The organism is Streptomyces sp. NPDC030995, assembly GCF_055571215.1.
On record NZ_JBVIFS010000022.1, the window covers coordinates 94,435 to 119,072 of the forward strand.

17 protein-coding genes and 2 pseudogenes are annotated in these 24,638 nt (G+C 67.8%); 14 read left to right on the forward strand and 5 right to left on the reverse strand.

Annotation, left to right across the window (positions count from 1 at the left end; translation table 11 throughout):
* Nucleotides 1-11: 11 nt before the first annotated feature.
* A complete protein-coding gene (locus tag ACZ45T_RS27895; RefSeq protein WP_468445959.1) occupies nucleotides 12-1,190 on the reverse strand; it encodes a radical SAM/SPASM domain-containing protein in 1,179 nt (392 codons plus the stop codon).
* Between the two features lie 266 nt (nucleotides 1,191-1,456).
* Between ACZ45T_RS27895 and ACZ45T_RS27900 the strand changes: the two genes are divergently transcribed.
* Both ACZ45T_RS27900 and ACZ45T_RS27905 read left to right on the forward strand, forming a co-directional pair.
* Nucleotides 1,457-2,791, forward strand: a complete 1,335-nt coding sequence (locus ACZ45T_RS27900; protein ID WP_468445961.1) for an XRE family transcriptional regulator — start codon at nucleotides 1,457-1,459, stop codon at nucleotides 2,789-2,791.
* A 292-nt stretch (nucleotides 2,792-3,083) separates the two neighbouring features.
* Nucleotides 3,084-3,554, forward strand: a complete 471-nt coding sequence (locus tag ACZ45T_RS27905) for a hypothetical protein (protein ID WP_468445963.1) — start codon at nucleotides 3,084-3,086, stop codon at nucleotides 3,552-3,554.
* A gap of 111 nt (nucleotides 3,555-3,665) precedes the next feature.
* Here ACZ45T_RS27905 and ACZ45T_RS27910 read toward each other — a convergent pair whose 3' ends face one another.
* Both ACZ45T_RS27910 and ACZ45T_RS27915 read right to left on the reverse strand, forming a co-directional pair.
* Complete coding sequence (locus ACZ45T_RS27910) at nucleotides 3,666-5,144, reverse strand: ricin-type beta-trefoil lectin domain protein (protein WP_468445965.1); 1,479 nt, start codon at nucleotides 5,142-5,144, stop codon at nucleotides 3,666-3,668.
* 470 nt (nucleotides 5,145-5,614) lie between these two features.
* A pseudogene (locus tag ACZ45T_RS27915) lies at nucleotides 5,615-6,422 on the reverse strand (IS5 family transposase).
* 992 nt (nucleotides 6,423-7,414) lie between these two features.
* On the opposite strand from ACZ45T_RS27915, the pseudogene ACZ45T_RS27920 reads away from it, so the two are divergent.
* The 9 genes and pseudogenes from ACZ45T_RS27920 to ACZ45T_RS27960 all read left to right on the forward strand — a co-directional run.
* Nucleotides 7,415-7,596, forward strand: a pseudogene (locus tag ACZ45T_RS27920) (transcriptional regulator NrdR); the annotation flags it as partial.
* A gap of 143 nt (nucleotides 7,597-7,739) precedes the next feature.
* The gene (locus ACZ45T_RS27925) at nucleotides 7,740-7,943 is read left to right on the forward strand and encodes a hypothetical protein (RefSeq protein ID WP_468446013.1); all 204 of its coding nucleotides are present in this window, start codon (nucleotides 7,740-7,742) and stop codon (nucleotides 7,941-7,943) included.
* 668 nt (nucleotides 7,944-8,611) lie between these two features.
* Entirely contained in the window at nucleotides 8,612-8,890 is a 279-nt protein-coding gene (locus ACZ45T_RS27930; protein WP_468445967.1) for a hypothetical protein, read from the forward strand.
* An 11-nt stretch (nucleotides 8,891-8,901) separates the two neighbouring features.
* Nucleotides 8,902-9,771: a helix-turn-helix domain-containing protein gene (locus tag ACZ45T_RS27935; RefSeq protein WP_468445969.1), complete on the forward strand. Its 870-nt coding sequence runs from the start codon at nucleotides 8,902-8,904 to the stop codon at nucleotides 9,769-9,771.
* A 647-nt stretch (nucleotides 9,772-10,418) separates the two neighbouring features.
* A complete protein-coding gene (locus ACZ45T_RS27940) occupies nucleotides 10,419-12,245 on the forward strand; it encodes an ATP-dependent nuclease (RefSeq protein WP_468445971.1) in 1,827 nt (608 codons plus the stop codon).
* A 378-nt stretch (nucleotides 12,246-12,623) separates the two neighbouring features.
* Nucleotides 12,624-13,802, forward strand: coding sequence for an exonuclease SbcCD subunit D (locus ACZ45T_RS27945; RefSeq protein ID WP_468445973.1), 1,179 nt, complete (start codon nucleotides 12,624-12,626; stop codon nucleotides 13,800-13,802).
* Between the two features lies 1 nt (nucleotide 13,803).
* The gene (locus ACZ45T_RS27950) at nucleotides 13,804-16,815 is read left to right on the forward strand and encodes an AAA family ATPase (RefSeq protein ID WP_468445975.1); all 3,012 of its coding nucleotides are present in this window, start codon (nucleotides 13,804-13,806) and stop codon (nucleotides 16,813-16,815) included.
* A gap of 60 nt (nucleotides 16,816-16,875) precedes the next feature.
* Complete coding sequence (locus ACZ45T_RS27955) at nucleotides 16,876-19,185, forward strand: helicase associated domain-containing protein (protein WP_468445977.1); 2,310 nt, start codon at nucleotides 16,876-16,878, stop codon at nucleotides 19,183-19,185.
* A gap of 442 nt (nucleotides 19,186-19,627) precedes the next feature.
* Nucleotides 19,628-19,885 (forward strand): hypothetical protein, encoded by a 258-nt coding sequence (locus ACZ45T_RS27960; RefSeq protein WP_468445979.1) that lies wholly within the window; start codon nucleotides 19,628-19,630, stop codon nucleotides 19,883-19,885.
* A gap of 101 nt (nucleotides 19,886-19,986) precedes the next feature.
* Here ACZ45T_RS27960 and ACZ45T_RS27965 read toward each other — a convergent pair whose 3' ends face one another.
* Nucleotides 19,987-20,223 (reverse strand): hypothetical protein, encoded by a 237-nt coding sequence (locus ACZ45T_RS27965; protein ID WP_468445981.1) that lies wholly within the window; start codon nucleotides 20,221-20,223, stop codon nucleotides 19,987-19,989.
* Between the two features lie 435 nt (nucleotides 20,224-20,658).
* On the opposite strand from ACZ45T_RS27965, the gene ACZ45T_RS27970 reads away from it, so the two are divergent.
* The 3 genes from ACZ45T_RS27970 to ACZ45T_RS27980 all read left to right on the forward strand — a co-directional run bounded on the left by ACZ45T_RS27970 (nucleotide 20,659) and on the right by ACZ45T_RS27980 (nucleotide 23,646).
* Nucleotides 20,659-21,735, forward strand: coding sequence for a tyrosine-type recombinase/integrase (locus ACZ45T_RS27970; RefSeq protein ID WP_468445983.1), 1,077 nt, complete (start codon nucleotides 20,659-20,661; stop codon nucleotides 21,733-21,735).
* On the forward strand, nucleotides 21,732-22,061 hold the full coding sequence (locus ACZ45T_RS27975) for a helix-turn-helix domain-containing protein (protein WP_468445985.1): 330 nt from the start codon (nucleotides 21,732-21,734) through the stop codon (nucleotides 22,059-22,061). Before ACZ45T_RS27970 ends, ACZ45T_RS27975 begins: the two co-directional genes overlap by 4 nt.
* Nucleotides 22,062-22,446: 385 nt before the next feature.
* Nucleotides 22,447-23,646 carry a hypothetical protein gene (locus ACZ45T_RS27980; protein WP_468445987.1) on the forward strand — a complete coding sequence of 400 codons (1,200 nt, stop codon included), beginning with the start codon at nucleotides 22,447-22,449 and terminating at the stop codon, nucleotides 23,644-23,646.
* Here ACZ45T_RS27980 and ACZ45T_RS27985 read toward each other — a convergent pair.
* Nucleotides 23,641-24,195: a GNAT family N-acetyltransferase gene (locus tag ACZ45T_RS27985; RefSeq protein ID WP_468445989.1), complete on the reverse strand. Its 555-nt coding sequence runs from the start codon at nucleotides 24,193-24,195 to the stop codon at nucleotides 23,641-23,643. The two genes, ACZ45T_RS27980 and ACZ45T_RS27985, sit on opposite strands and share 6 nt — an antisense overlap.
* Between the last annotated feature and the right edge of the window lie 443 nt (nucleotides 24,196-24,638).

The window sequence follows — 24,638 nt, forward strand, 5'->3', positions numbered from 1 at the left end:
GTCCTCCCCTCCTAGCCGAAGGTCGCGATCGGCCTAAAGTCCCGGCCGGGGAAGTCGGGCAGCTGGTTGTGGCAGCGCCGGCACAGGAAGTCCTCCGGGGCCTCGTCGACGCCGAAGACCTTGCGGCGCAGCGCGACCGCCCGCTCTCCGGACATCAGCTCGTCGATCGACCCGTCCCCGATGTGACCGAACACCTCACGCTGGTAGTAGTCGTTGCAGCACAGGAACAGATCGCCGGCCACCGAGACGTTCACGTGCTGGACCGGCCAGCCGCAGCCAGTCAGCCGCCCCTCCACCCGGACGTCCTGTGCGAACTCGCCGCCCAGCTCACCGGCCCGGTCGCACGCCAGGCTCGGGTACACCTGCGCGCCCAGCGAGACGAAGTGCCGCTCGACCCCGCCAAGGTTGCGCTCCCCACGCTCGCCGACCCCGTTGACAACGACCTGCACCGGCAATCCCGCGCGCAGGGCCGTCTCGGTATTGCCCATCGTGTGGCGGTAGCTGTGCGACCCGGTGAGCTCGGCGAACTCGGCCTCGTCGACCGAAGGGGTGTTCACGATCAGGTCCTTCAGCACCCCGGTCCGCTTCAGGTCCTCGATCTTCGCCGTGGTCAGCGCGGAGGCGTTCGAGTACAGAGCCAGTGGCAGCCCGTGCCGGACCAGGACCTCCAGCCGGTCCGAGAAGTACCGGTCCAGGGTCGGCTCGTTGAAAAACTGGAACGTCACGTACGAGGCGCCGGCCGCGGCGAGCTTGCCGACGATCTTCTCAAACAGGCCCATCGGCATGGTCCGGCGCGGCTTGGGGGCAGTAGCCACCGGGCAGGAGACGCAGCCCCAGTTGCAGTGGGCTGTCACCTCGATCTCTCCGGACTCGATCCGGTACGACCGACACAGCTCCGACGGATCCTGCAACCATCCCCGCGCCACCGCCGCTCCCACCCGGCCGGACCCGAACCGGGCCGAGAGCTCGCCGACGCTCCGGCCACGTTCGGAGGCGTACCGCAGGAGCTGGAGTACCTCGGCGTCGTCCTGCCACACGATCACCCGGTCCAGACCCACGACCCCGAACACGGTGCTCTCCAGGGGCGGGGCGCCCCTGGGGGCCTCGGGCCCCGCGGTATCCGACAGGTACACCAAGTCCGGGCCGGTGCCCGGACGGACGCTGGAGATGTACGGCGAGGTCTGCAGCATCGCGGCCGCCGCCGTTCCGGCGGGACAACCCTCGTGCACGAGTGGCAAGCCGTCTGGACCGGCAACAGGAGAAAACGGCATGGGAGGTCCCTTCATCTGCGAGAAGTCAGGGGACGGGTGCCAAGGTCAGGCACCGGGCCAAGCCGATCGGTCTGGTCGCTCAGCGGATCGAGCTTCGAGCAGATGTGCGTCCAATGCGATGGCCCGGCGGGGGTCCCGCGGGGGTCCCGCCCCCGGAACGGCTCCTCGGCAGCCACGGGGAGTGCTTGACTGATTACGTGACCGAGCACTCGCATCCGCTGGCTTACCGGCGCGCGCTCAAGAACCTGACCCGGGTCGACTTGGCGAACCTCATCGGCGTGGCGGCGCAGCGGCGAGGCCTGCGCTCGGGCACCGACAAGCACCGGGTCCGCAAATGGGAGGTCCTGGGGGTCACCCCGGAAGCCGAAACGCAGGTCTACATCGCGGAAGCGCTGGGGCTGCCCGTCGAGCTGGTCGACCCCGGAAACTGGCCGAACTGGCTGCCCGGCAGCGACGGAGGCGTCGTCCCCCTCGGCCCGTCCAGCACCGTCACAGCCCTGCGAGAGGCCCTCAACACCGCCATGGAACGCCTGGAACGCCGCACCTTCCTCACCATCTCTTGCACCGCCCTCACCACACTGGCCGCCGCCTGGGCCACCAGCGGAGGGATCGCGCTCGCCGCGCAGCCAGAGGGCGGCAGACTCGTCGGCGAGGACACGGTCACCCTGCTGGAGAACACCAGCCGGCAGCTCAACAGTCTGGTCACCGAGCAACGCCAGCACGTATCAGCCCTGCTGGACGCCCACCTCGCCACCGTCACAGACCTGATCGCCCACAGCCGCTACGACCGCACCACAGGCCTGCGCCTCCACACTCTGGCCGCGACCCTCGCCCAGACCGTTGCCTGGCACCGCTTCGACCACGGCCACCACACCGCCGCCAGCAAACTCTGGATCGCAGGACTCCACAGCGCCCACGCCACCGACGCCCCCGACCTCGGCGCCGCCATGCTCGGTGACCTCGCCTACCAGGCCGCATGGCGCAAGGACCACACCACCGCCGCCGGAATCCTCCAGCACGCACTCAAACGCACCCAGCACCCCGCCGCCCGCTCCCTCCTCCACCTCCGCCTAGCCCGCACCCTGGCCGCCCAGCAAGAGAAGCAGCCTGCCCTGCGTGCCCTCGCAGCAGCTGAGCACCACCTCGGAGCATCGTCCGGCCGGCCCCTGCCGGCATGGTGCGCGTGGATGTCCGAAGCCGACCTCGCGGTCGACTCCGGCCAAGCTCTCCTCGACCTAGGAGACGCTGCCCGCGCCCACCAGCTCATCGGCGAGGGCCAAGTCCTCCTGCCGACCTCCCGTGACAAGACCCGAGGCGTCTTCCTCGCCTACCAGGCAGCCAGCCACCTGAAGCTCAAGGAACCCGAACTGGCAGCCCACGCCGCCGGAGAAGCGATCCGACTCTCCCGTCGAATCGGTGCCCCGCGCTGCGAACGACTCGTCCAAGAACTCGTGCCCGAATTCCAGCCCTACCGCACCGCGGCTGGCGTCCCAGAACTCCTGGCCCTCGCCGCGGCCTGAATCCGCTGAACCAAGAGCCCAGAGGCCAGCTGAGCCTGTGGCCCTCAGTCTCGTCGCGCAGCGAAGGGCCGTGCCCGACCAACCCTGGTCCGGCACGGCTCCCCTTGACATCGTGATGAGCCCCAGACCACCACAGCAGCACTCATTAGATAGTGAACTGCCTGATGTAAGAGGCTCCGGGTGGACCTGCGGTGGGGGCCCAGAGACGGCATAGCGCACTTGAATAGCACTCCTCACCAGGTGGTGGCTTCGGTTTGGGGACGCGGCGCACTGTGGAGGCTAAGATCCCCGCATGTCCAGTGATGCGGTGTTCCGCGAGTCAGTGACGGTTGCGATTGACAGGTCCATATTTGGAGTTGACGAGGATCGTTCTCTGGGCGAAGCAGATCGCCCGTACTGGGTTGATCTACCCATGGACAGGGAGGAGCCGGTCCGGGTGGGGCTGAGCACGCTCCGAGTTGTGAGCCTCCTCGGAACCCATGACGCGCGAGTCACGGTTGAGGTTTGCCACCAGCCGAGCTGTGCGGAGGTACCTGACTTCGAGCTTCTTGGCGAGTGGTCATACCAAAGCAGCAGCGGAAGGGCATGCGTGTTCAACATGGACGGGCCCGTTCTCCCGTTCTCGCTGGAGCCGGACTCGGAATACAGACTGCGAGTTTGGCGTAAGGGTGGCGAGACTGCAGTACAGCGGCATTCTGCCCTACTGGGTGTCACATCTCCCATCGGAGAACTTGAGGAGTATTTCATCCAGTTTCGTTCCTGACGGTGCGGGCGATAGCGCTATCCGCTAGCATCCATTAAAACTGCGAACTCATTCTCAGAGAAATGCTTCCCGGGTCCACGAGATATCGGGGACCCGGGAGTTTGTGCCCTTTCAGGGAGACGCCCACAATTGGTTTGGATTGCCTGAGCAGGTGTAAAGTATTACAGGTGTTCCGTTGGCCGTTCCCCAGGCCGGCACATCCATACAGAGACCGCTTGAAATATGGACAATGGCACCCGACATGGTGGGATGTGGGCCCCATTTCTGACTCGAGCCGCCTGTGCATGCCTTCGCAGTCAAATAAGTTCCGCTCGCGCCGTTCTCCGCATCGACGCAGTTGCCGAATACCCGCAATTCCCCGTCATCGTTGAAGTAGAATTCCTGATTTGCTCCACCCCAGTGACTCCAGATCTGGACGGCCGCGCCAGAGCGGAAGCTCTGTGCGTCCATCGCCATCCTGGAAGGTAGGGCATGCTGAATCAGGGCACTTCCGGGAACCAGCTTCATGGCGTTCTCGATGAGGACCTGAAAGCCATCGCCATCGAGAATCCGATCCTGTCCGTACCACTTGGATAGTGCCCCTCCGGCCTTTGAATTATCGGCTTGCGGAACGTAGCGGACCGAGAAATTCCGATCGCCCAAGCCGGCTCCTTCCTTGGTGGAAGCGAAGGGGAACTCGTCGCACTCATAGGTAGAGTTCCCCTTGGGAATGCTTCCGCAGGCCGCTTCTTTTGCCGCGAGATTATTTTTCCGTATTTGTTCGGAATCGGCATTGAATGGCGGATAGTTCCGATGAAGTAGAGTGTCTCCCCATAAGGCCCCTGGTATCTTCTTGGTGGTGCTGATCCAGGGATCGGTGCCGTCAGGATTTACGTATGCGTAGAACACATGCTCGGCTACCCGGCTAATGTCTTTGTTGTTGTAGTCATACGTAAGGTTTGGGATTGCCCTGCTAAAAATGGCCCCCTTGGTCCCGTATGGTGCAAGGTAGGCGGCAGAGTCCATACGCATTTCGATAGGCACGCTATTGCTATAGTCCGTCGCCCCCTTTGTGGACTCCACCTTGTAGGAACTGCGGGCACTACATGAGGCCATCTTGTCGATACGGCTCTGATCGCCGGAGCTCTCAGGGCTGTCAGCCTCGTAGTAGACATAGGTGTCGTTCCAGGTGGCCACAGGCTCCTGGTATACATTCGAGGATCCGAAAGTTGCGTAGCATCCCCCAGCTGCCCCGCTACTGACGGCCATCTTCATGGTGGCGCCTGAGCCCGCCCCGAATATTCCACTGGCGACGACCTCAGTAATTTTGACGTGAATGCGGCCCTTACGTGCATCAATCAAGCCCTGGCCCACTTCCGTCTCCCGGAAACGAACCTGCCCTTCAACGCGTCCCTGACCGTCCAGTTTGGTGGCTGTGTTGTAGCCCCATCGGCAGAAATTGAAGCGATTTAGCACCTTTCCGTAAGGGTCGTGTCCTTCAGGTTCTGCGTTACATGCCGCAAAATTAATCGACCCGTCGGATTGAACGAAGGAAGTGCGGTTCCCATCGGTAATGCTCGATTTATAGATTGCTCCACTTTCGCGGAGCACCTGCTCTCTATTCTCAGAAGCCGGCGGGGATGGCCTAGTGGGCTTTTCTGATGAAGGAACGAGCTTTGCCTGCGGCGGAACCCCTCGATACTGATCCCCAACTGCGGCCAGCGGCAACGCTCTATCGCTACGCGACCAGGCAGTCGTGCTCGGCTTCTGCTCAACTGCCGATGAAGATGGTGAGGCTAGCGACCCAAACAGCAAGGCGAACCCTATTGCGACTGGGGCCGCGCGTTTTATTCTCATTTCCCCCCCATGTGATTCATGTTCCGATCGACCCGCAGAACGCTAGCAAATAGCATGTTGACGGTCGACTGCATTGTCTGAAAATAGTCAACGTTCCTGGCGGGCATACGGGGCAAAATTAGTGAACGATATGGGCTATCGCGTACACACGGTTACATATCCAGGCCTACGGGTTGGCCGAAATCCCCTCGCTTTGGTGGGCCTCCTAAGAGCTCGTAACAGGATCATGGGTTGGGTTTGTTGAGGCGTCGCCAGCAGATGAGGCTGCAGGCGAGGGAGACGAAGGCGTCGTGGAGTTCGGTGCGGCGTTCCCAGCGGACGGCGAGTCGTTTGAACTGATGGAGCAGGGCGAAGGTCTGCTCAACGACGTAGCGGAGCTTGCCCATGCCCTTGATGTTCGGGGCGCCTTTGCGGGAGATGACGGGCAGGATCCGGCGTTTGCGCAGCTCATCCCGGTTGGGGTTGGAGTCGTATCCCTTGTCTCCCAGCAGAGCGTCCGGGCGTCGGCGGGGCCTGCCGGGACGGCCTGCCACTGGCGGGATGCCGTCGACCAGGGCGAGGGTCTGGGTGACGTCGTGACGTTCGCCGCGGTCGTGATGACCCTGAGCGGGGTGCCGCGTCCGTCGCAGATCAGGTGGTGTTTGCTGCCCGTCTTCCGCCGGTCGACCGGCGACGGGCCGGTGTCGGCTCCCCCTTTTTCGCGCGGATGTGGGAGCCGTCCACGCACGCCCTCGACCAGTCGAGCCGGCCGGCCGCGTTCAGCTCGGCGAGCAGGATCCGGTGCAGCTGGTCGAAGACTCCGGCCTGCTGCCACCGCTCCAGGCGGCGCCAGCAGGTCTGCCCGGAGCCGAAGCCCAGCTCAGGTGGCAGGAGTTGCCAGGCAATGTCGTTGTGCAGGACGTACAGGATGCCCTGCAGACACAACCGGTCTGCCACCGGCCGCGGCCCTGGCGACCTCGTCGGCCAGGGCGGCAGCAGCGGCTCAATCAGTGCCCACAAGTCGTCGTCCACGATCCACGGCCGAGTGCTCACACACTCACGAACGGCCGAATCGTCACACTGGTTACGCCCGACAAGGGCATCTCAACAAGATCCTGTTACGAGCTCTAAGCATCCATCGCGTCGCCGTGTCGGCGTACACGTGAACGTCCCAGCTTCGTACTTCTATAACTTCCTGGTTGCTCGGGGACTGGTCGTAGGGGCAGGGGCGGCGGTTCGGCCAGCGCCTCGGCCTCGGCGGCGTGTTCGCATGCGCCCGCGAGGAGTTCGGCGCGGTGGGCGAGTTCCGCCGCGCGACGGGTGGGCAGGACGGCGCTGGCCTCGGTGGCATCGCTAGCCTCCCATCCGATGCGCATCCAGAGTTCCTGTGCCACCGCGGCGCGCCGCAGGGCGGGCCGGGTCAGTTCACGGATCCGGGGGGAGCACCGTCTCGGCCCATGCGGGGGCTGTGGTGCGGGGTGTGGCGGTCCACCGACGGCCGGTCCCTCCAGGGAGGTTCGTACGGCCTGGATGGCCCGTCCGGCGCGGTGGCGCAACGCGTGCGCGTCCGCTGCGGCCTTCCATCCCGCGACGGTCCGACCGTGGTGGCGGCGCCGGTACGGGCGGGATATTGTCCCCTGCGGGTCCGCGGGTACAGGGTCGAGGGTTCGGTGGTTGGCGGCGGCCGTGGCGCGCTCTTCGCGCATCCGGCGGTGAGGGCGTACCAGTGGCGCCCGGATTCGCGGACGCGTCCGGTCACGTGTCCGTCAACGTGCACTGCGCGGCCGCCGAGTTCGCCAGTGGGCAGATCGTAGCGGTAGCGGACCGTCCCCCAGTCGTCGCGGCTGCTGGGGCGGGGGCGCCCCAGCCCGGACCCCTCCACGTGCACCACAGCCTCCGCGGCGCGGTCCGTGGCCTCGGTTGCCACCGTGGCGTGCGCAGCGTGCAGCCGCTCCAGGGCCCGTTACATGCCCTCCCGGTGGCCGTATCGCTGCGCGGACACGTGCGCGGTGCGGCCTCCAGCTGGGCGGCTGACACCCCGGTCGGTGGAGGAGGCGGTGCGCGCCACCGCGAGTACCGAGGACCACCCACGCCGTGGGTCTGGCCATACTCGGCCCGCTGCAGGAGCTCGACCTGGTCGCCTACCTGCGCTTCGCGTCCGTCTACAAAGCGTTCGACACCCTTGAAGACTTCGAGACCGCCATCGCGAAACTGCGCGAGCAGCGCGGCACCCGGAAGCCATGCCGATGGCTTCAGGTGAGTTCACCGCGAGGCGGGTCCTCGCGGCGTGCGGAGGGAGCCGGGCGCAGGCCTGGGATTGTCACTCCTGGCGGGCGTGGTGGTGCTGGCCTGTGTGGGGTCGGGAGCACTTTGTCCGCCGTCGGCCGCCACCCCGCCGCCGGGTTCTACGACGTGGTGGAGGACGGGCCGCAGGCGGACCGCCGACCAGCCTTCGACGGCGGGACCGGCCAGCCGGGGGAGCTGTCGGAGTTCGAGCGGGTCGTGTTCTACGGGGTGGCCGAATTGCCGGACCGCGAGTGCCCGCCTCCCGGCCACGGCTACCCACGCCCGTGAAGGCGGGAGCGGCACGGGCTGCCGGGGCCAGGGGGCGAAGGCGTGGGGGTCCATGAGTGGACTCACGGAGGGCCCTGGTGGCGCCGGGCCGAATGACGACAAGGCCGACCCGGCGGGTGCGGGTCGGCCCTGTCGCGTGCGGCACTCGCGCTGCAACGCGGTGCTGCTGTGTCCCTGTCTGCGCAGCCATCAGCATTCGAGGGGTTCCGCCGGTTGTCCGGTCGGTTCTGCACCCCACGGTGCCTTGCCGCGGTCACGGGAGGCAAGCGGGGCTTGGACGGCTTTGGACGAACCGCGGTGTTGGTGCGCCGTTGCGGGGTGTTTCCCGGAGCCCTGTGGCAAGGATCGTTGGCGCGGGCCACAACGATCGTTTGCGCGGGTCGCTATTTCTGCAGGTCAGCGATCTGCTACCTGAAACTTCAGGTAATGGACGCCAGTGGACGAATAAACGGGCATTTCACGCATTTGGGATGGGGTGTGGCTGGTGAGGCTTAGGCCGTGAGAGCGGGTCCTGGCATCCTGGTGCTCCCGGAAGGCGACTGCAATCGCCGCTGGGGAAGCGCTACTTGGCGCGAAGCCATCAGCACGATGGGGGCGCGGTCCCGCGCCCCCATCGCCGTATCGAGGGGGAGCCGGGCTGTTCCGTGCTCTCCGCAAAGGAGATACACATGGAGCAGAAGATGGGCCGCCCGCGGATGCGCGGCGGCGGGGTGGGTACCCGGCCGGGGTCGGCGGGCGGAATGACGCTGCCGCAGGCGGCGGTCGTGTGCGTGGTGCTCGTGCTGGCCGTCGTGATGCGCCTGTACGGGCGGATGCCGATGGCGGAAATCTTCCAGCTCCTGGGCGGCGCCGCCGGTATCGGCATGCTGATCGTGTTCACCGCGACGCCGGGCGGGCGCGGCGTGGTGGCGGCGGCGGTCCGTGGCGCCCTTCAGGCCGGCCGGTAAGGGGACCCGGGATGGGACGTCCTGAACTTCCCGTGGACCTCACGGTCCCCGCCCGCGGCGAGTTGGCCACGGCTCTGCGGGAGCTGCGCACCGCGGCCGGACTGACCTACGACGAGCTGTCGGCGAAGACCGGCGTATCGCCGGCCACCCTCAAGCGCGCCGCTTCCGGCCGGACGGTGCCCTCCTGGGAGACGGTCACGGCACTCGTCGCCGTCTGCGGCGACCCGGACGGGGCCGTCGGCCACCTGTGGCAGCAGGCCCGCATCGCCGAGCGGGGCCGTCTCGCGCAGCTGCGCCGCCCTGGGGCGCCCGAGCTGATCACCACGCGCGGCGCTCTGTCGGAGGCGCTGGAGTACTTCTACGAGCGAGCGGGTGCCCTGCCGCTGCGACGGCTCCAGGCCCTGGCGGGTGGAGCCCATCTGCTGGCGGTCAGTTTGGCCGCGCGCATCGTGAACCGGGAGGCGCTGCCAGCCAGCCGCCAGCAGTGCGCGGCCTTCCTGACCGCCTGCGGAATCGGCCCGCGGCTCGTGGAACGCTGGGCCGAGGCCTTCGACCGGATCATCGAGCCGCGCCCGGTGGAACGCTGGGCCGAGGACCTTGACCGGTCCATCGTTCCCCGGGCATGGCGGAGCGACGTGGAGCAGGCGGTGACTATCACGCTGCGCAACACCCTCATGCACCGCCAGCGGGGCGTCCCTGTCCTGCGCCGTCAGAGGGCCGTCCAGGCATCTGCCCCGCACCAGCCTGCCGACGGAACCGTCCGCATTCGCGGGACGGAGGACCTAATCCTGGTCGCCGTGGAGCAGGCGCCGGATTACCGGTGGAAGCCGCACACCGAGCGGATTCGCCCGCGGACTCTGCGGGTTCCGCGGGCGGCGTGAGGGCGGCAGGCTCCCACCGTCGCCGAACGACGATCGAAGAACGCTCCCGTGTACCGCGCGGCACACGGGAGCGTGGGAGGTGGCGGGCTTGCTGGCGGTGTTGGGGTCACGGTTCGACGGGTGGGTTTGCCCTCGCGCCCGCCCGGGTCGGGCGGTTCGGTCCCGGAGCTACATCGACCTGCGCGGCTCTCCTCGCGAGGACGAAGCCGCGTGAGTCGACTTACGCGGCCAGGAGCTTTGATCAGGTGGCCCAGTGGATGCCCCATGCCGCGAGTGCGGCGAGCTGCGCCTGTCGAGCCGACCCTGGCGGGCTTTCTGATTCCCGATCCAGGCCGAACCCAGTCCGGTTTCGCTACACAACTACGGTTGCTGAGCTCCGCATCCGGGGGCACCGCCCAGGCCGGCCGCTACCCCGGTACAGAGGCCCACGGCTTCGAGTGACCGGATGAGCTGGGTGATAGCGGTGTCAGATTCCGGGGTACTGCAGCCCGGTGAGGGTGAACTGGCTGAAAGAGGAAGGGGAATTGATCCTCGGGCTCTAATATGACGGTCTGCGGGCTGGCGCATGAGTCGTCCCGTGCAGCGCAGGACTCCTGTGCCACAACTGTGCCCTGTGACGGCACTGGGAGATACGGAGCGGTTCGACGGTGCGTCTCGACAGCTTCTCCACGTTCGGATTTCGCTCGCTGGCGCAGGTCGCCGACATCCCGGTCAGCCGCCCGACCATCCTCGCAGGACGCAATGACGGAGGGAAAAGCGCCGTTCTTACGGCACTGTCCTTCCTCCTCGGCGCTCACCGCCTCACAGACGAGGACCGTACCTACGTCCAGGGCGAAGGGGCCGCTGGCCGCCGCTGCGAGGAAACCTGGGTCGAAGGCGTCTTCACGCTCGACGCAGCCGAACAAGCCACCGCAGACCTCCCCGATCGGGTCAGGATCCGCCGCATCGCCCGGGCTGCGGAGACAGCGTACTGGGAATACTTCGGCCAGCACCCCGCAGACAGTCGGCTGCGCGGCCTGGAGCGCCTCCTGAAAGCACCCCTCGCCGAGCTCGTTACGGAATTCCGGCTCTCTCCGGCCAGTTCACTCAAGGATGACCTCCTCGCCGCCGTCGCCGCCTACGCCCGGACGGCGCCCCAGGTCGAGGAATGGCAGCCGCTGCCCAAGCAGCTCGAGGTCCGCCTGCCCCGCCTGCTGCGCTTCGGTGGCAAGGACGAGAGCCCGGACGACGCCGTGCGCACCGCCCTGAACAGCTGCTACGAGACCCACCTCGAGGACGAGAACCTCCAAGGACAGGTGCGCCAGATCGAATCAGAGATCACCCAGCGACTGGAGAAGGAAGCCGACTCCCTGTGCCAGCACATCCGCCAGCACTGCACAGAATTCGTCGGCGTCCAGGTCAGGCCAGAAGTCTCCTTCAAGGGCGGCTTCAAGAGAGCGCCTTTGGAAGTGTCCCGGGCCGACGGGGAGCCCGTCGACCTCACCCGATCGGGCCAGGGCAGCAAACGCCGCATCGCGCTAGCCGTCTGGGAGTGGACAAGCAGCCTGCTGGAAGACGCCGAACTCTCCGCCGCTGACGCCCCCGACGACGAGGAGCCGACCCAGACCATCGTCGTCTACGACGAACCAGACACCCACCTCGACTACAGCCACCAGCGCACCGTCATGGACATCATCCGCAAGCAGTGCGCCCTGTCACACGTCAGCGTCATCGTGGCCACCCATTCCATGAACCTCATCGACGGCGTAGACATCGCCGACGTCGTTCACCTCAAGCTCAACGGCAGCGGCCGCACCACCGTGGAACGCCTCGTGGACGACTCCCACGACGGCATCGACTTCCACCTCGGCCAGATCGCCGCAGCGCTGGGGCTGCGCAACTCCGTGCTCCTCCACGAACGATGCTTCCTCGCCGTGGAGGGAGAAACCGAGCAGCAGAGCATCCCTCTGCTGTTCCGCCTCTCCCAGGGACTGTCACTCCAGGCAGCAGGCATCGCCTTGTGGGCCTGCGAGAACAACGAAGGCGCCCTGCACCTCGCCCGCTACCTCGTCAAGCACCAGCGAAACGTCATGCTCATGATCGACGCAGACAGTCGCGACAACAAACTCCTCAAGGACGAGCGGCTGCGCCGCGCCGGCCTAGACCTCAAAACGCAGGTCTCGTACGTTGGCGAAGCCCAGGGATACAACGAGCTGGAAGAACTCTTCACCGACGAACAGTGGGCCGCGGCAGCGAACCGGCACTGGCCCCGCCCCGCTCCGCAGACCTGGGGTCCTGATGACTTCGCCTCCCACCGCAACGGCGGGAAATTCAGCGGCAAAGTCCTCACCATGCTCAAGGAACAGGCGGAGCACCGGAGCCCCAGCGGCAAACCCGACATGGTCTACAACCTCACCACCACACTCCGGCATGCACAAGACGTACCGCAGCAGCTACGGGATGCCTTCGCGCAGCTGCAGCAACTGGCTCACTGATCTGCCCGCCGAGCCTTTCGGCGCTCCCGCATGCGTTCTTTGCGCTGCTCGGCCGTGGGTTCGGTCCAGACATGCCAGCCTGTCTCCCGAACCCACTGCCTGGCATGTCCGCGAGCCTCGATGCCACACCACCGGCAGCCGCCAGGCGCTGGCACACATACGGGTTGAGCAGAATGCGGTGAGGACATGTCCTTCTCCCTTCCCCCACTGCTCATCTTCCCTCCTGCCACTGACAATCGCCCGACGTCGCTTCCGCCTGCATGGAGCCGCAGGCCCAGGGGAGAAACCTTCCCTCAATCGCTGCCATACCCGCGTACGCAGTTCTGTCTATCGGAAAACCGTCCGTGATGCCTATCGGCACGGTTACGGTCTGTGCCCATGAGGTTCCTGCACACTTCGGACTGGCACCTGGGCCGCCGGTTCCATGGAGAAGACCTGATCGACGCCCAGCGCAAAGTCCTCGACCACATCTGCGAAACCGTCCGGACCGAGCAGGCGGACGCTCTGCTAGTCGCGGGTGACGTCTACGACCGGGCCATCCCCAGCCTGGACGCGGTGCGCCTGTTCAGCCACGCCCTGCACCAGCTGGCGGACCTGGACATACCAACCATCATGATCAGCGGGAACCACGACTCCGCCCACCGCCTAGGCGTCGGCGCCGGCCTGCTGGCCCGGGCCAGGGTCCACCTGAGGACCGACCCAGCCGACCTCGCCACCCCCATCCTGCTCAAGGACGCCGACGGCCCTGTCGCCGTCTACGCAGTGCCCTACCTCGAGCCCACCCTCGTACACACCCACCTGGACGCCGAGACAGCATCCCACCAGGCCGTACTCACCTCCGCCCTGGACCGCATCCGCGCCGACCTCGCCACCCGCCCCGAAGGCACCCGCTCCGTCGTTCTCGCCCACGCCTTCATCACCGCCGCCGACACCCCCGCCAGTGAAACCGACAGCGAACGAAACATCAGCGTCGGCGGCGTCGCCCACGCCGGAGCCTCCGTCTTCGCCGGCATCGACTACACCGCCCTCGGGCACCTCCACCGCCCCCAACGGGTCACCGACACAGCCCACTACAGCGGCTCCCCGCTGGCCTACTCCTTCTCCGAAACCGGGCACAGCAAGTCACTGACACTGATCGACCTGCCCGCAGGCGCCGCGCCCACCGTCACCCGTACGGCACTGCCCCCAGGCCTGCAGCTTCCCCTGGCACGCCTGACGGGCCGATTGCAAGACCTGCTGACCGACCCGGCCCACGAGACCCTGACCGAGTCCTGGCTGCACGTCACGCTCACCGACATCGCCCACCCCTACGAACCGATGGCCCGCCTCAAACAGCGCTTCCCCCACACCCTGCACATCGAGCACACCCCCGCCGTCATCCCCGCCCAGGCCACCACCTCCTACGGCGCACGACTGCGCGGCCGAGGCGACCTCGACATCACCCACGACTTCATCACCACCGTGCGCGGCACCGAACCCACCGACGAAGAACGCGCCCTCCTGCAGGAAGCGATCGACAACTCCCGCATCAGCGCCCAGGAGAAGGAATCCGTCTGACATGCGCCTGCACACCCTGCACCTGCAGGCATTCGGCCCCTTCGCCGGCACCCACACCGTCGATTTCGACGCCCTGACCCGTGACGGACTGTTCCTCCTCCACGGCGACACCGGAGCGGGGAAGAGCACCCTCTTCGCGGCGATCTGCGTCGCCCTCTACGGAGAGCCCCCCACCGACCGCAAGCTGCAGCTGCGCAGCGACCACGCGCCAGCCGGCCTGCTGACCGAGGTGACACTCGAAGTCACCCTCGCCGGAAAGCGCCTGCGGATCCGACGGGTTCCCGCCCAGCTGAAGCCGAAGGTCCGAGGGGAGGGAACCACCCAGCAGCCAGCCGAGACCTACCTCAGCCAATGGTCCCCCGGCCCCTTCGGGCAAGGCCACTGGGAAGCGCTGAGCAGGTCCCACAGGGAAGCCGCGGACGAGATCAAGGAACTACTGGGCATGAGCCGACAGCAGTTCTGCCAGGTCGTCCTCCTGCCGCAGAACGAGTTCACTAAGTTCCTGCGCGCAAGCGCCTCCGACCGCAAGGACCTGCTCGGCAAGCTCTTCCAAACCCACCGATTCGGATCCATCGAGAACTGGCTGGCAGGGCGGAAGAACGCCCTCGCCAAACAGCGCGACGAAGCCCGCACGTCCGTCGTGCACCTGACCGAACGCATCCAGCAGGAAGCCGGCGACGACCTCGAACCCGAACCGGGCGCCCCTCTCCTCTCCAACCCCGCCACCCTCACGGGCCCCGCCCTGGCCTGGGCAAACACCCTGCACACCAAGGCCGCCGCTCACGAGAACGCCGCAGCCACCGCCGCCGGCCTCGCAGAGGAGGAACTGACCACCTTCCGGGTCAGCGAACGCGCCGTACGCGACCTCGCCTCCAACCAGGAAGCACACCGTCAGGCGCGCCACCGGCTCGAGACGCTAGACGAACAGACGGATCGGCAGGCCGACTTCAGCCGGCAACGACAAGAGGCCCTGCAAGAGCAGAAGGTCGCCCCCCTCCTGAAAGCCGCGACCGCCGCCGCCACTCAGCACGTCCGTGCGCAGGAAGGCGAGCGCCACGCCCGTACCCTCCTGAACTCCGAGCACGCGACACTCGACGCCGCCGAGCTCACCCGCGCCGGACAGCGCCTGCGCGCCGACATCGGCGCACTGCGCGCCCTCTTGCCCGACGAGGCCGCCCTTCAGCAGCACAAGACGGACCTGCAGAAACTGGATGACGAACGCCAGCAACTCGCCCAGGACCTGAGCGATGCCGAAACCTGGCTCAACGACGCACCCCAGCGCCGTACGGAGCTGCGCGCACGCCTCGAAGCCGCACGCGCCGCAGAGGAAACCGGCCGCGAACATGCCGCCGCACTGACCCTGCTAGCCGCCCGCATCGACGCGGCGAAACGCCGTGACGCCCACGTCGAACAGATCGGCAAGGCCGAGCAGACCCTCGTCGCGGCAGAGACCGCGACGAGTGAGGCTGCGCGGGAACACCTCGACATCCGGCGCAGGCGTACGGACGGCATGGCCGCCGAACTCGCCCTCCGACTCACCGACGGCGAACCCTGCGTAGTCTGCGGTTCACCCATCCATCCGAACCCAGCCGCCCCGCACCCCGACCAGCCCACAGCCGCCGACGAAAAAGCTGCCGAAACCCGCCACACCCGAGCCCAAGACACTCAGCGGACTCTCCAGGACGCATTGCAACAACTCCTCGAGCAGGCGGCGGCAGCCCGCGGCGAGGCGGGCGGAGACACTGCCCTGGCTGACCTCACCAGCGAACACACCACGCTTCGAACCCACCTGGCAGCAGCCCTCGACGCCGCAGCCGACGGCGGCCCGGCAACCGAGGAACTCGACGCCCTGGAACGACAGCACACCCAGACCGACAGCGCCCGAACTGCCGCAGCCACCAGGCTCGCCGCAGCCGACGCCGCCTACGACGGTCGCGCCACCCAGCTCCAGGACCTAGACCAAAAGATCGCCAGCGCCCGAGCCGAAGCCCCCACCCTCACCCTTCGCATCGCCCAACTCACGCAGGCAGCCGACCGCCTCACCACCGCAGCCGAACACTCCAGCGCCACCGTGCGCACGGCCGCTGAACACGAAGAGGCGACACAGCAGGCAGAGCACGCCGCCCGTTCGGCCGGCTTCGACTCCCTCGACACCGCCACACAAGCACGGCGCACCGACGACGAGATCCGTACCCTGGAAGAAGAGATCAACCAGTGGCGCGAACAGCGCGCCGTAGCCACCGCACGCCTGCAAGAACCTGACCTCGCCGCGGCCGCGGCTATGCCGCCCGCCAACGTCGAGGAAGCCATTGCGCAACTCGACGCTGCCACCACCCGTCACACCCGTGCCGCCGCCCAGGCCGCACACGCCGCCGAACGCGCCCGTGCCCTCGCGGGCCTCCTCGCCCAGCTCACGACCCACATCAAGACCCTCAAACCCCTCGAACACGCCTACCGCACCGCCGACCACCTCCATGGTCTGGTCAACGGCACCTCGCCCAGCAACCAGCTCCGCATGCAGCTCGAGGCCTACGTCCTGGCTGCCCGCCTCGAAGAAGTCGTCGCCGCGGCCAATACCCGCCTCACCCGCATGTCAGAACACCGCTACACCCTCGTCCACTCCGACGACCGGGCCTCGCACGGCGCCCGCTCCGGCCTCGGCCTGAAGATCACCGACGCCTGGACAGGGAAGGACCGCGACACCGATACCCTCTCCGGCGGCGAATCCTTCTTCGCCTCCCTCTCCCTCGCCCTCGGCCTGGCCGACGTCGTCACCGCAGAATCAGGCAGCCAAGCCCTCGACACCCTCTTCATCGACGAAGGGTTCGGCACCCTCGACGAGGACACCCTCCACAAGGTCCTCGACGTCCTGGACTCCCTGCGCGCCCACGACCGCACAGTCGGCGTCATCAGCCACGTCCCCGAACTACGCCGACGCATCACCCACCGCCTCCACGTCCGCAAAACCACCACCGGCTCAACCCTCGTCCAGTTGACCGAAGCAGCACAATGACACCCTCCGCCCGGTGCGAGAATGACACCGCCCCACCCGCCCTGCTGAGAGCGCACTCTCATGGCCACTGCTGACATCGAACTGCGCCCGCATCAAAGGGAAGCGGTCACCGCGGCCGTCCGAACGCTGCGCACCCACGCGCGCGCCAGCGTGGTGGCGGCTTGCGGCACGGGCAAAACCCTGATCGCCGCCCGGACCGCCAGCCGCCTCGCCGCCCGCGGCCGCGTCCTCGTGCTCGTCCCGACGCTGGACCTGCTCTCCCAGACCGTCAGATCCTGGCATGCAGCGGGACGCGCAGGCCGTACGGTCGCAGTCTGCTCCGCCCGCCAGGCCATCGATCACGCCTCGGCCGGCGACCTCCCCATGACCACCTCCCCGGCCGAACTCACCGCACTCACCCCCGCCGGGGACGGACCGGTCACCGTCTACGCCACCTACGCCTCCCTGCCCACCCTCCTGGCAGCCCACCACAGCCACCACCTGCCCGGCTGGGACCTGATCGTGGTCGACGAGGCCCACCGCACCGCCGGCCGCCTCGGCAAAGCCTGGGCCGCGATCCACCACAACGACCAGATCCCCGCCGCCCGCCGCCTCTACCTCACCGCAACCCCCCGCGTCTGGGACCCCGACAACGACCGTGCCGAGGACCCCGTCGCCTCCATGGACGACGAGAACCTCTTCGGCCCCGTCGCCTACCGGCTCACCCTCTCCGACGCTATCGACCTCGGCCTCCTCGCCGACTACCAGATCCTCGTCCCCGTCGTCGACGACACCGACCTGCGCAACTGGCTCGCCACCGGCCCCGGCGCCGGCGTCGACGGCCTGCGCCTGGCAGGCCGCCAGGTCGCCGTCCTCAGAGCCATCCACGACCACCAGCTCCGCCGCGTCCTGACCTTCCACCACCGCGTCGCCGACGCCCGCGCCTTCGCCGCTACCCTCCCCGACACCGCCACAGCCCTCCCCACCCACCTCCAGCCCCCAGGCCTGTGGTCCCAGTGGATCAGCGGCACACACCCGCCCCGCATCCGCCGCCGCATCCTCCTCGACTTCGCCGCCCACACCCATCCCGACCAGCCCGCCGTCCTCGCCAACGCCCGCGTCCTGGGAGAAGGCATCGACGTCCCCACCATCGACGCCGTCGTCTTCGCCGACCCCAAGAACAGCCCCATCGATACCGTCCAAGCCGTCGGCCGCGCCCTGCGCCAACCCCCCGGAGCAGGCAAGAAAGCCACCCTGATCGTCCCCGTCTACCTCACCCCAGACGAAGACCCCGACGACCTCCTGGGCGCCGACGCCTACACACCCCTGTGGCGCACCATCCAAGCCTTGCGCGCCCACGACGCCCGCCTCACCGCCCGCCTCGCCGACCCCCGCACCCACCGCCCCACCCTCGGCAACGACGACCCCGGCGCCTGGCTCCGCTTCGACCGCCCCAACCGCGAAGAAGAAGTCGCTCTCGCCCTCACCCTGCGCGTCCTCAACCCAAAGAGCGCCGAATGGCGCCGCGGCCTCACCGCAGCCCGCCGCTACCACCGCACCCACCACCACCTCGACATCCCCCAGACCCACGAAGACGACACCGGCTACCCGCTGGGCCGCTGGCTCACCTGGCAACGCCACCTCCACACCACCGGCGCCCTCGACATCGCCCGCACCGCCGCCCTAGACCGCCTCGACATCATCTGGAACCCCCGCCAACAGACCTGGGACCGCGGCTACGCCCACGCCGCCGCCTACGCGGCACTTCACGGCCACCTCGCCGTCCCCGTCGACCACCATGACTCCGGCTTCGCCCTCGGCCGCTGGCTCGCCACCCAGCGCAAACGAGCCGACCAGCTCACGCCCGCCCGCACCAAAGCCCTCGAGGACCTCGATCCCCACTGGAACCCGTCCTGGCCCCTTACCTGGCAACGCACCTACGACGCTGCCCGCCGCCATCACGAGGCCGGCCACACCCTCGCCCATATCCCGCGCGCCTATGTGACCGACGACGGGATCCGCCTGGGGGAGTGGCTTACAACCCAGAAGAACAGGCCGCCCGCCCACCCCGACCAGCTCCGACTGCTGGCCGGCCTGGGCCTACACACCGCTGGCGCGCCAGCTCCGCCAGCGCAAGAGTCTCCGCTCTCCGCCCGAGAACAGGGCTTCCAACACGGACTTGATGCAGCGAAATCCTTCCTGGCGCGAGAAGGCCACCTCAACGTTCCCCAGCGCCACATCGAGGACCTCCCGACCGAAGCGGTACGCCTCGGACAATGGCTCAGCAACATCCGACGCCGGTGGAGCCGTCTTACCCCTGAACGCCAGCACACGTTGACAGCCATGGGGATTCAACCGCCCCGGCCACCCCGAGCAGTCGGCCGCGAATAGCCACGGCACGTCGGCAAACGATGCCGCTCAAGTGAGACCCCCATCGCGCCCCATCCCGATACGACGAAGGGGTTTCTGGCTTCGTTCACTTCAACCGACAGCGTTTGTTCCGGGGTTCCGGCGGCGTTCAGTGTTGGCGTGGTTGCCCGGCACCAGCTCCTGCACGAGCTAGGCGACGGGCGGCCCAGCCTCCGCCCACTCGGCCGCGGAGACCAGGGCCGGGCGCCCGTAGGTCAGCCGCCCGCCCGGGAGTGCGGGGCGTGCCCGCCGTGCCGGGCAACCAGGAGCGCGTCCAAGCTGCCCTTGGGCGCCGGCCACATCACGCCCGGCGCCTCCAGGAGCCGTGCATGTTGTGCTCCGTCGTCTCCCACGCCTTCCTCCACCGCTCCACCAGGCGCCACACCACGGCGCTGGCCTCGACCTCATGCCAGGCGGACGGGTAGTGTCGTCAGCGACCACGGCGGCCGCGTACGCGTCCAACTGGGGCTTGACCTCCCGCCACCACCGCTCGGAGTCCTTCGTGAGCAGCCGGGCCGCAGCCCGGTTCAACGGCTCCATGGCTGCGTCGACCGCCTCCAGGTCGTCCGCCTCGACCGCGGCCCGCAGCCGCGCCGGGTCGGGGCGCAGCTCCGGCCGCTGGGCGGTCAACATCGCGTACACCAGGGCCAGCAGCCACCGCGCCTCCCACCCGTGGAAGTGACCCCACCGCGCCGAGTTCGACGTCCGGACCTCGGGGTCCTTGGCCCGCTGTGCCACCTGCTTCGCGCGGCCGTCCGGGAGGTCGGCGGAGCGCAGCACCGCCTACCGCGCCATGTTCCGGGAGTCCTCCGGCCGCCAGGACCAGCACACGGTCCCCGGGTGGCCCGACCCGTCGCAGCCCGCCGGGCATGGGTGGCTGGTGATCCTGACGACGCGCGGCGGCTCCGGCTCCTGGCGGTCCTCGGCCTCGCCGAGGCGCCGGCGCGCAGCGGTGTACGAGATGCCCTCTCGGGCGGCGAGGTCGCGGGCGGCGCGCTTCGCGAGCTTGTCGGCGGTCATCGTGGTCTCCCGACCGGCGGGGTGTCCCCCATGCCTCCCCGCCACGGGCAACAGGCCACGGATGGAAGGGTGCTGCTGCGCGCGAGGCGGTGCCCCTTGTCCTCAGTCGCCGTCCCCGGCATGGGCGGGGCGCGGCTTGGAGTCAGGCCGACGCGGCGGCCGGGGGCTACCGTACCGCCGCCGGGAGGCGCGCGGCAGGCCGCTCGATCACGTGCTCCTGGTTCTCGCCGTCGTACGTCATCGGCGTACAACGGCCGCCGGATTGTGCGACATTCCGCGAGTTCCCCTGAGCCCTGCTGATTCCTTGTCCCCGTGGCCAGGGCGTTCTGTCTCCTTGGGGTGCTTTTCAAGCCGGTGACGTAACTTCAGGATTCTTGAAGCGTTCTCACTTCGTCCGATCGATCCGTGATCGGGGTGAAGGCGAGGAGGCTCGGGTTGGCGCTGGCGGCAGTACGCGACCTGCGCGAGTTCCGCGATCCGGTCTCGGCGGAGGAACTGGAGCAGTTCGAGACCGACGTGCTCGCCGGGTTCGTCCTCGCGCGGGCTTCGGCGGGGCTTGCGGACGGCACCATCCGTGGGGACGTCGGGCACCTGGACCAGATACGGGCCTGGTTGGGCCGGCCGCTGTGGGACATGGAACCGGCCGACGCCGACGGGTACTTCGGGAAGGTACTGCGGGGCTCGCCGAGCGGCACCCGGCTGGCCCGCGCGCAGGCGCTGACCACGTACTTCCTGTTCCTGGAGCTGCGGCACAAGGTCGAGATCCATCGGATGACCGGGCGTGTCGTCGAGTGGCCGATCGACGAGATGAACCGGCCGCGGGGATCCAAGGACGCGGCTTTGCGGATCCCGCCGACCGAGCCGGAAATCAAGATACTGTTCACCGGCTGGGGCGGCGGGCTGGCGACCTGCCGCAAGTTCGCCCCGACCGCGCGGAACTACACCGCATCGAAACTGATGTCCCAGGTCGGACTCAGGGTGAGCGAGGCATGCAAGCTCGACCTGACCGACATCAAGTGGGAGCTGGGCCGCTTCGGCAAGCTCCACGTGCGCCACGGCAAGGGCACCCGCGGCTCGGGCCCACGCGAACGGATGGTGCCGCTGATCAACGGCGCCGACCGCACGCTGCGCTGGTTCATTGAGGACGTCTGGGGCCAGTTCGACGACGACCACACCCGACCCGGCGCCCCACTGTTCCCGTCCGAGCGCAAGAACACCGACGGCTCCTCGCGCCGCGTCGGCGACGACGCCTTGCGCAACGGCCTGGCGGCCGCAGCGAAAGCCCATCTGCCCGGCTGGGCCGACACGCTCACGCCGCACGTCCTGCGGCACTTCTGCGCGTCCGAGCTCTACCTCGGGGGTCTTGATCTGCTCGGTATCCAGGAGGTCCTCAGACACTCCTGGATCGCCACCACGATGCGGTACATCCACGTCCAGCAGACCCGGGTCGAGGACGCCTGGGTGTCCGGGCAGCAGCGGGCCGCGAAGCGGCTGGAAGGACTGATGGGATGAAGTGGAACCTGCGGCTGACTGCCGCGAACAAAGGCATCTGGAAGGCGTCCGAACTCCAGCGGAGCCTGGCCGAACACGGCTTGGTGATCTCGGCCGGGAAGATGTCCGGCCTGTGGTCCGGCCAGCCGATCTCCCTCAAGCTGGAGGACCTGGACGTGATCTGCGTCGTGCTCGGCTGTGAGGTCGGCGATCTGCTGATTCCCGAGCCCGGGAAGGTCCGGCTCCCAGGTCAGCAGGCTGGCGTCCAGGAGGCCACGACTGGCTCGGTGGTGGTCCCGGCCGTCGTGCCCAAGCGCCGCGACGGCCGTTCGCTGCCTCCGATGTGACCTGGTCACCACCACCATGGGGAAGATCAGCGACAGCAAGCCGGCAGCCTCCTGCTCAGGCTGCTTCGCCTGGGGGCAGCTGCCCGGCCGGTTCTGCCGCGGCTGCTACACATACGGCCAGCAACACGCCGTCGGCGAATGCGTCGGCTGCCGACGGCAGGTCCCGGCCGATGGCAAATACGGCTACTGCCGTCTCTGCCGGGCTCAGGCGACCTGGGCGATCAAAGCCAGCGGCAAAGCTTCGGTGATCGAGCCGTACCTGCGGCAGGTGACCTGCCAGCAACTCTTCTTTGCGAACCTCCAGCGGCCCAAAAGCGGCGGGCCGCGGGTCGGCAAGGCCGGGCGACGCGTGCTGAAGATGCCGCGGCTTCCCGAACCGCATCGCGTGACCACGGCATCGACGCAGCTGACGTTGTTCACCGTCACTCGGGACTTCCGCCGGTTCGACCGGGAACTCCATGCCGACCTGGCCAATCCGTGGCTGGTCCGGGCCCGGCAGGCTGCCCGGGCGCTGGGAGAGGCCCGCGGCTGGAGCCGCTGGATCACCAGTGACGTGAACCGAGCCCTGGTCATCGTGCTGTCCGGCTTCCGCGAAGGTGAGTCGATCCGGTACTCCGAGCTTTTCCCGGCCCTGCGCGTCCGTGGGCTTCCCGTCGTGCGGACCGCCGAAGTTCTCGACCGTCTCGGCCTGTTCGCCGACGACAGGGCCCCCGCAGTCGAGCGATGGTTGGAGCGAAAACTCGGCGGGACGCCTCCGGGCATCCATCGCGCCGTCGAAGCCTGGGTTCGCACTCTCCTCGACGGTGGCCCGCGGTCCGAGCCTCGCTCCCGGCACACGGCATGGGCCTACCTGGGTGAGATCCAGCCCGTGCTGCTGGAGTGGTCCAGCCGCTACGACCACCTGCGAGAGGTCACCCGGGAGGACATCATCGCGGCCCGGGACGCTGTCACCGGCAAACAGCGCGAGAGCCGGATCGTCGCGCTGCGGTCACTGTTCCGGCACGCGAAGAAGAACGGCCAGATCTTCCGCAACCCCACGATCCGCATCCGTGTCCCCCGACAGACCGGTGGCGTCCTCCAAGCCCTCGCCCAGGCGGACATCGACGAGGCCATCGCCACGGCCACCACCCCGGATATCCGGCTCATCGTCGCCTTGGCCGCCGTCCACGCGGCACGGCCGAAGACGATCCGCACCATGCAGTTGGAGGACGTCGACCTGGGCAACAGGCGCATCACCGTCGGCGGCCACGTCCGCCCGCTCGATGACCTCACCCACCGTGCCGTCCTGGACTGGCTCGACCACCGCCGCAACCGCTGGCCGAACACAGCCAACCCCCACCTGCTGATCACCCAGAAGACCGCCGTCGAACTCGGCCCGGCCGGCAAGCTCTGGACCACTAGGGCCACCCGCAACCTCACAGCCACGCTCGAACGGCTCCGTGTCGACCGCCAGCTCGAAGAGGCCCTCACCCACGGTGCCGACCTGCTCCACCTCGCCCTCGTCTTCGGCATGGACGAGAAGACCGCCATCCGCTACGCGGACTCAGCACGGCAACTTCTTGAGGCCGACGCGTGTCCCTCATGAGCCTGCCGGGCAGTGCGCTGAGTCGACACCTCGCCGCCCCGCCTTCCCCGAATTCCCCGAAACGTGGAAGGACAGGTTGGCCGTCGCAGCCGGTACCGCAGGCGGATACTGATCGACTCGGATCACAGGGCGGTCGGCGACGCCTTCAGTCACTGCTGGCCACAACCGGGCGGCGGGGGCATTGTGGTGCAGATAGGCGAGCGTCCACACCCCCGGATGCTGCCTGAACAACTGCCTTGCTGCTTCTCTCGCCACTCCGCGGCGGCGATGACCGCGCACGACGAAGAACTCGCTGACGTTCCAAACCCCCTCATCGTTCTCGACGTCAGAACGGATCATGGCGAAGCCCGCGAGCTGGCCCGCGGAGGTGATCAGGTAAGCCTCGCGTTCCGGAGCGTTGAAGTAGCTGTTCAGCCAGGGGTAGTCGAATGTGCCGTCCGAGGACAGCTCCGCCGGTCGAATCTCGGAGAAGTCGTGCAAGTGCAGCTGCAGCAGGTTCGTCAGCACGTGCTTGTGATCGACGGTGACAGCTATGAGTTCCACGTCCATGGAGCCACCCTGCCGGGTCTCGGCACACTGCGGCGACAAGATTTTCACAGGCGGATGGCCCTGGCCAGCACCGGCACTGCAACGCCTCCGAGGTTTCGCCAGCTCAGCCGGTTCACAGCGAACCCACGGGTCGATCGCGGAGAACGGTGGCAGTGAGCCTCGGGTTCCCGCCGGGAACCCTTCAGTTTCCGCGAACTCGCGGGGATCACGGCCCTGTTCTCGTATAGCTACGCCCAACGGACATGTAGCGCTGCGTGACGCTTGGGCCGTGGTAGTAGCAAGAGCCAGCGGTATAGCGGTTATCGGTAGCAATGGTTCCGCTTCGAGGTCGGCTTATCGGGCACTCCTGACGCCTGGCAGCCCGTCACCATCAGGATGGGCCGCAGTAAATGCCGGATCTACTACGGAGCGACGATGCGGGCTAACCGGTGCCAATGCCGGGA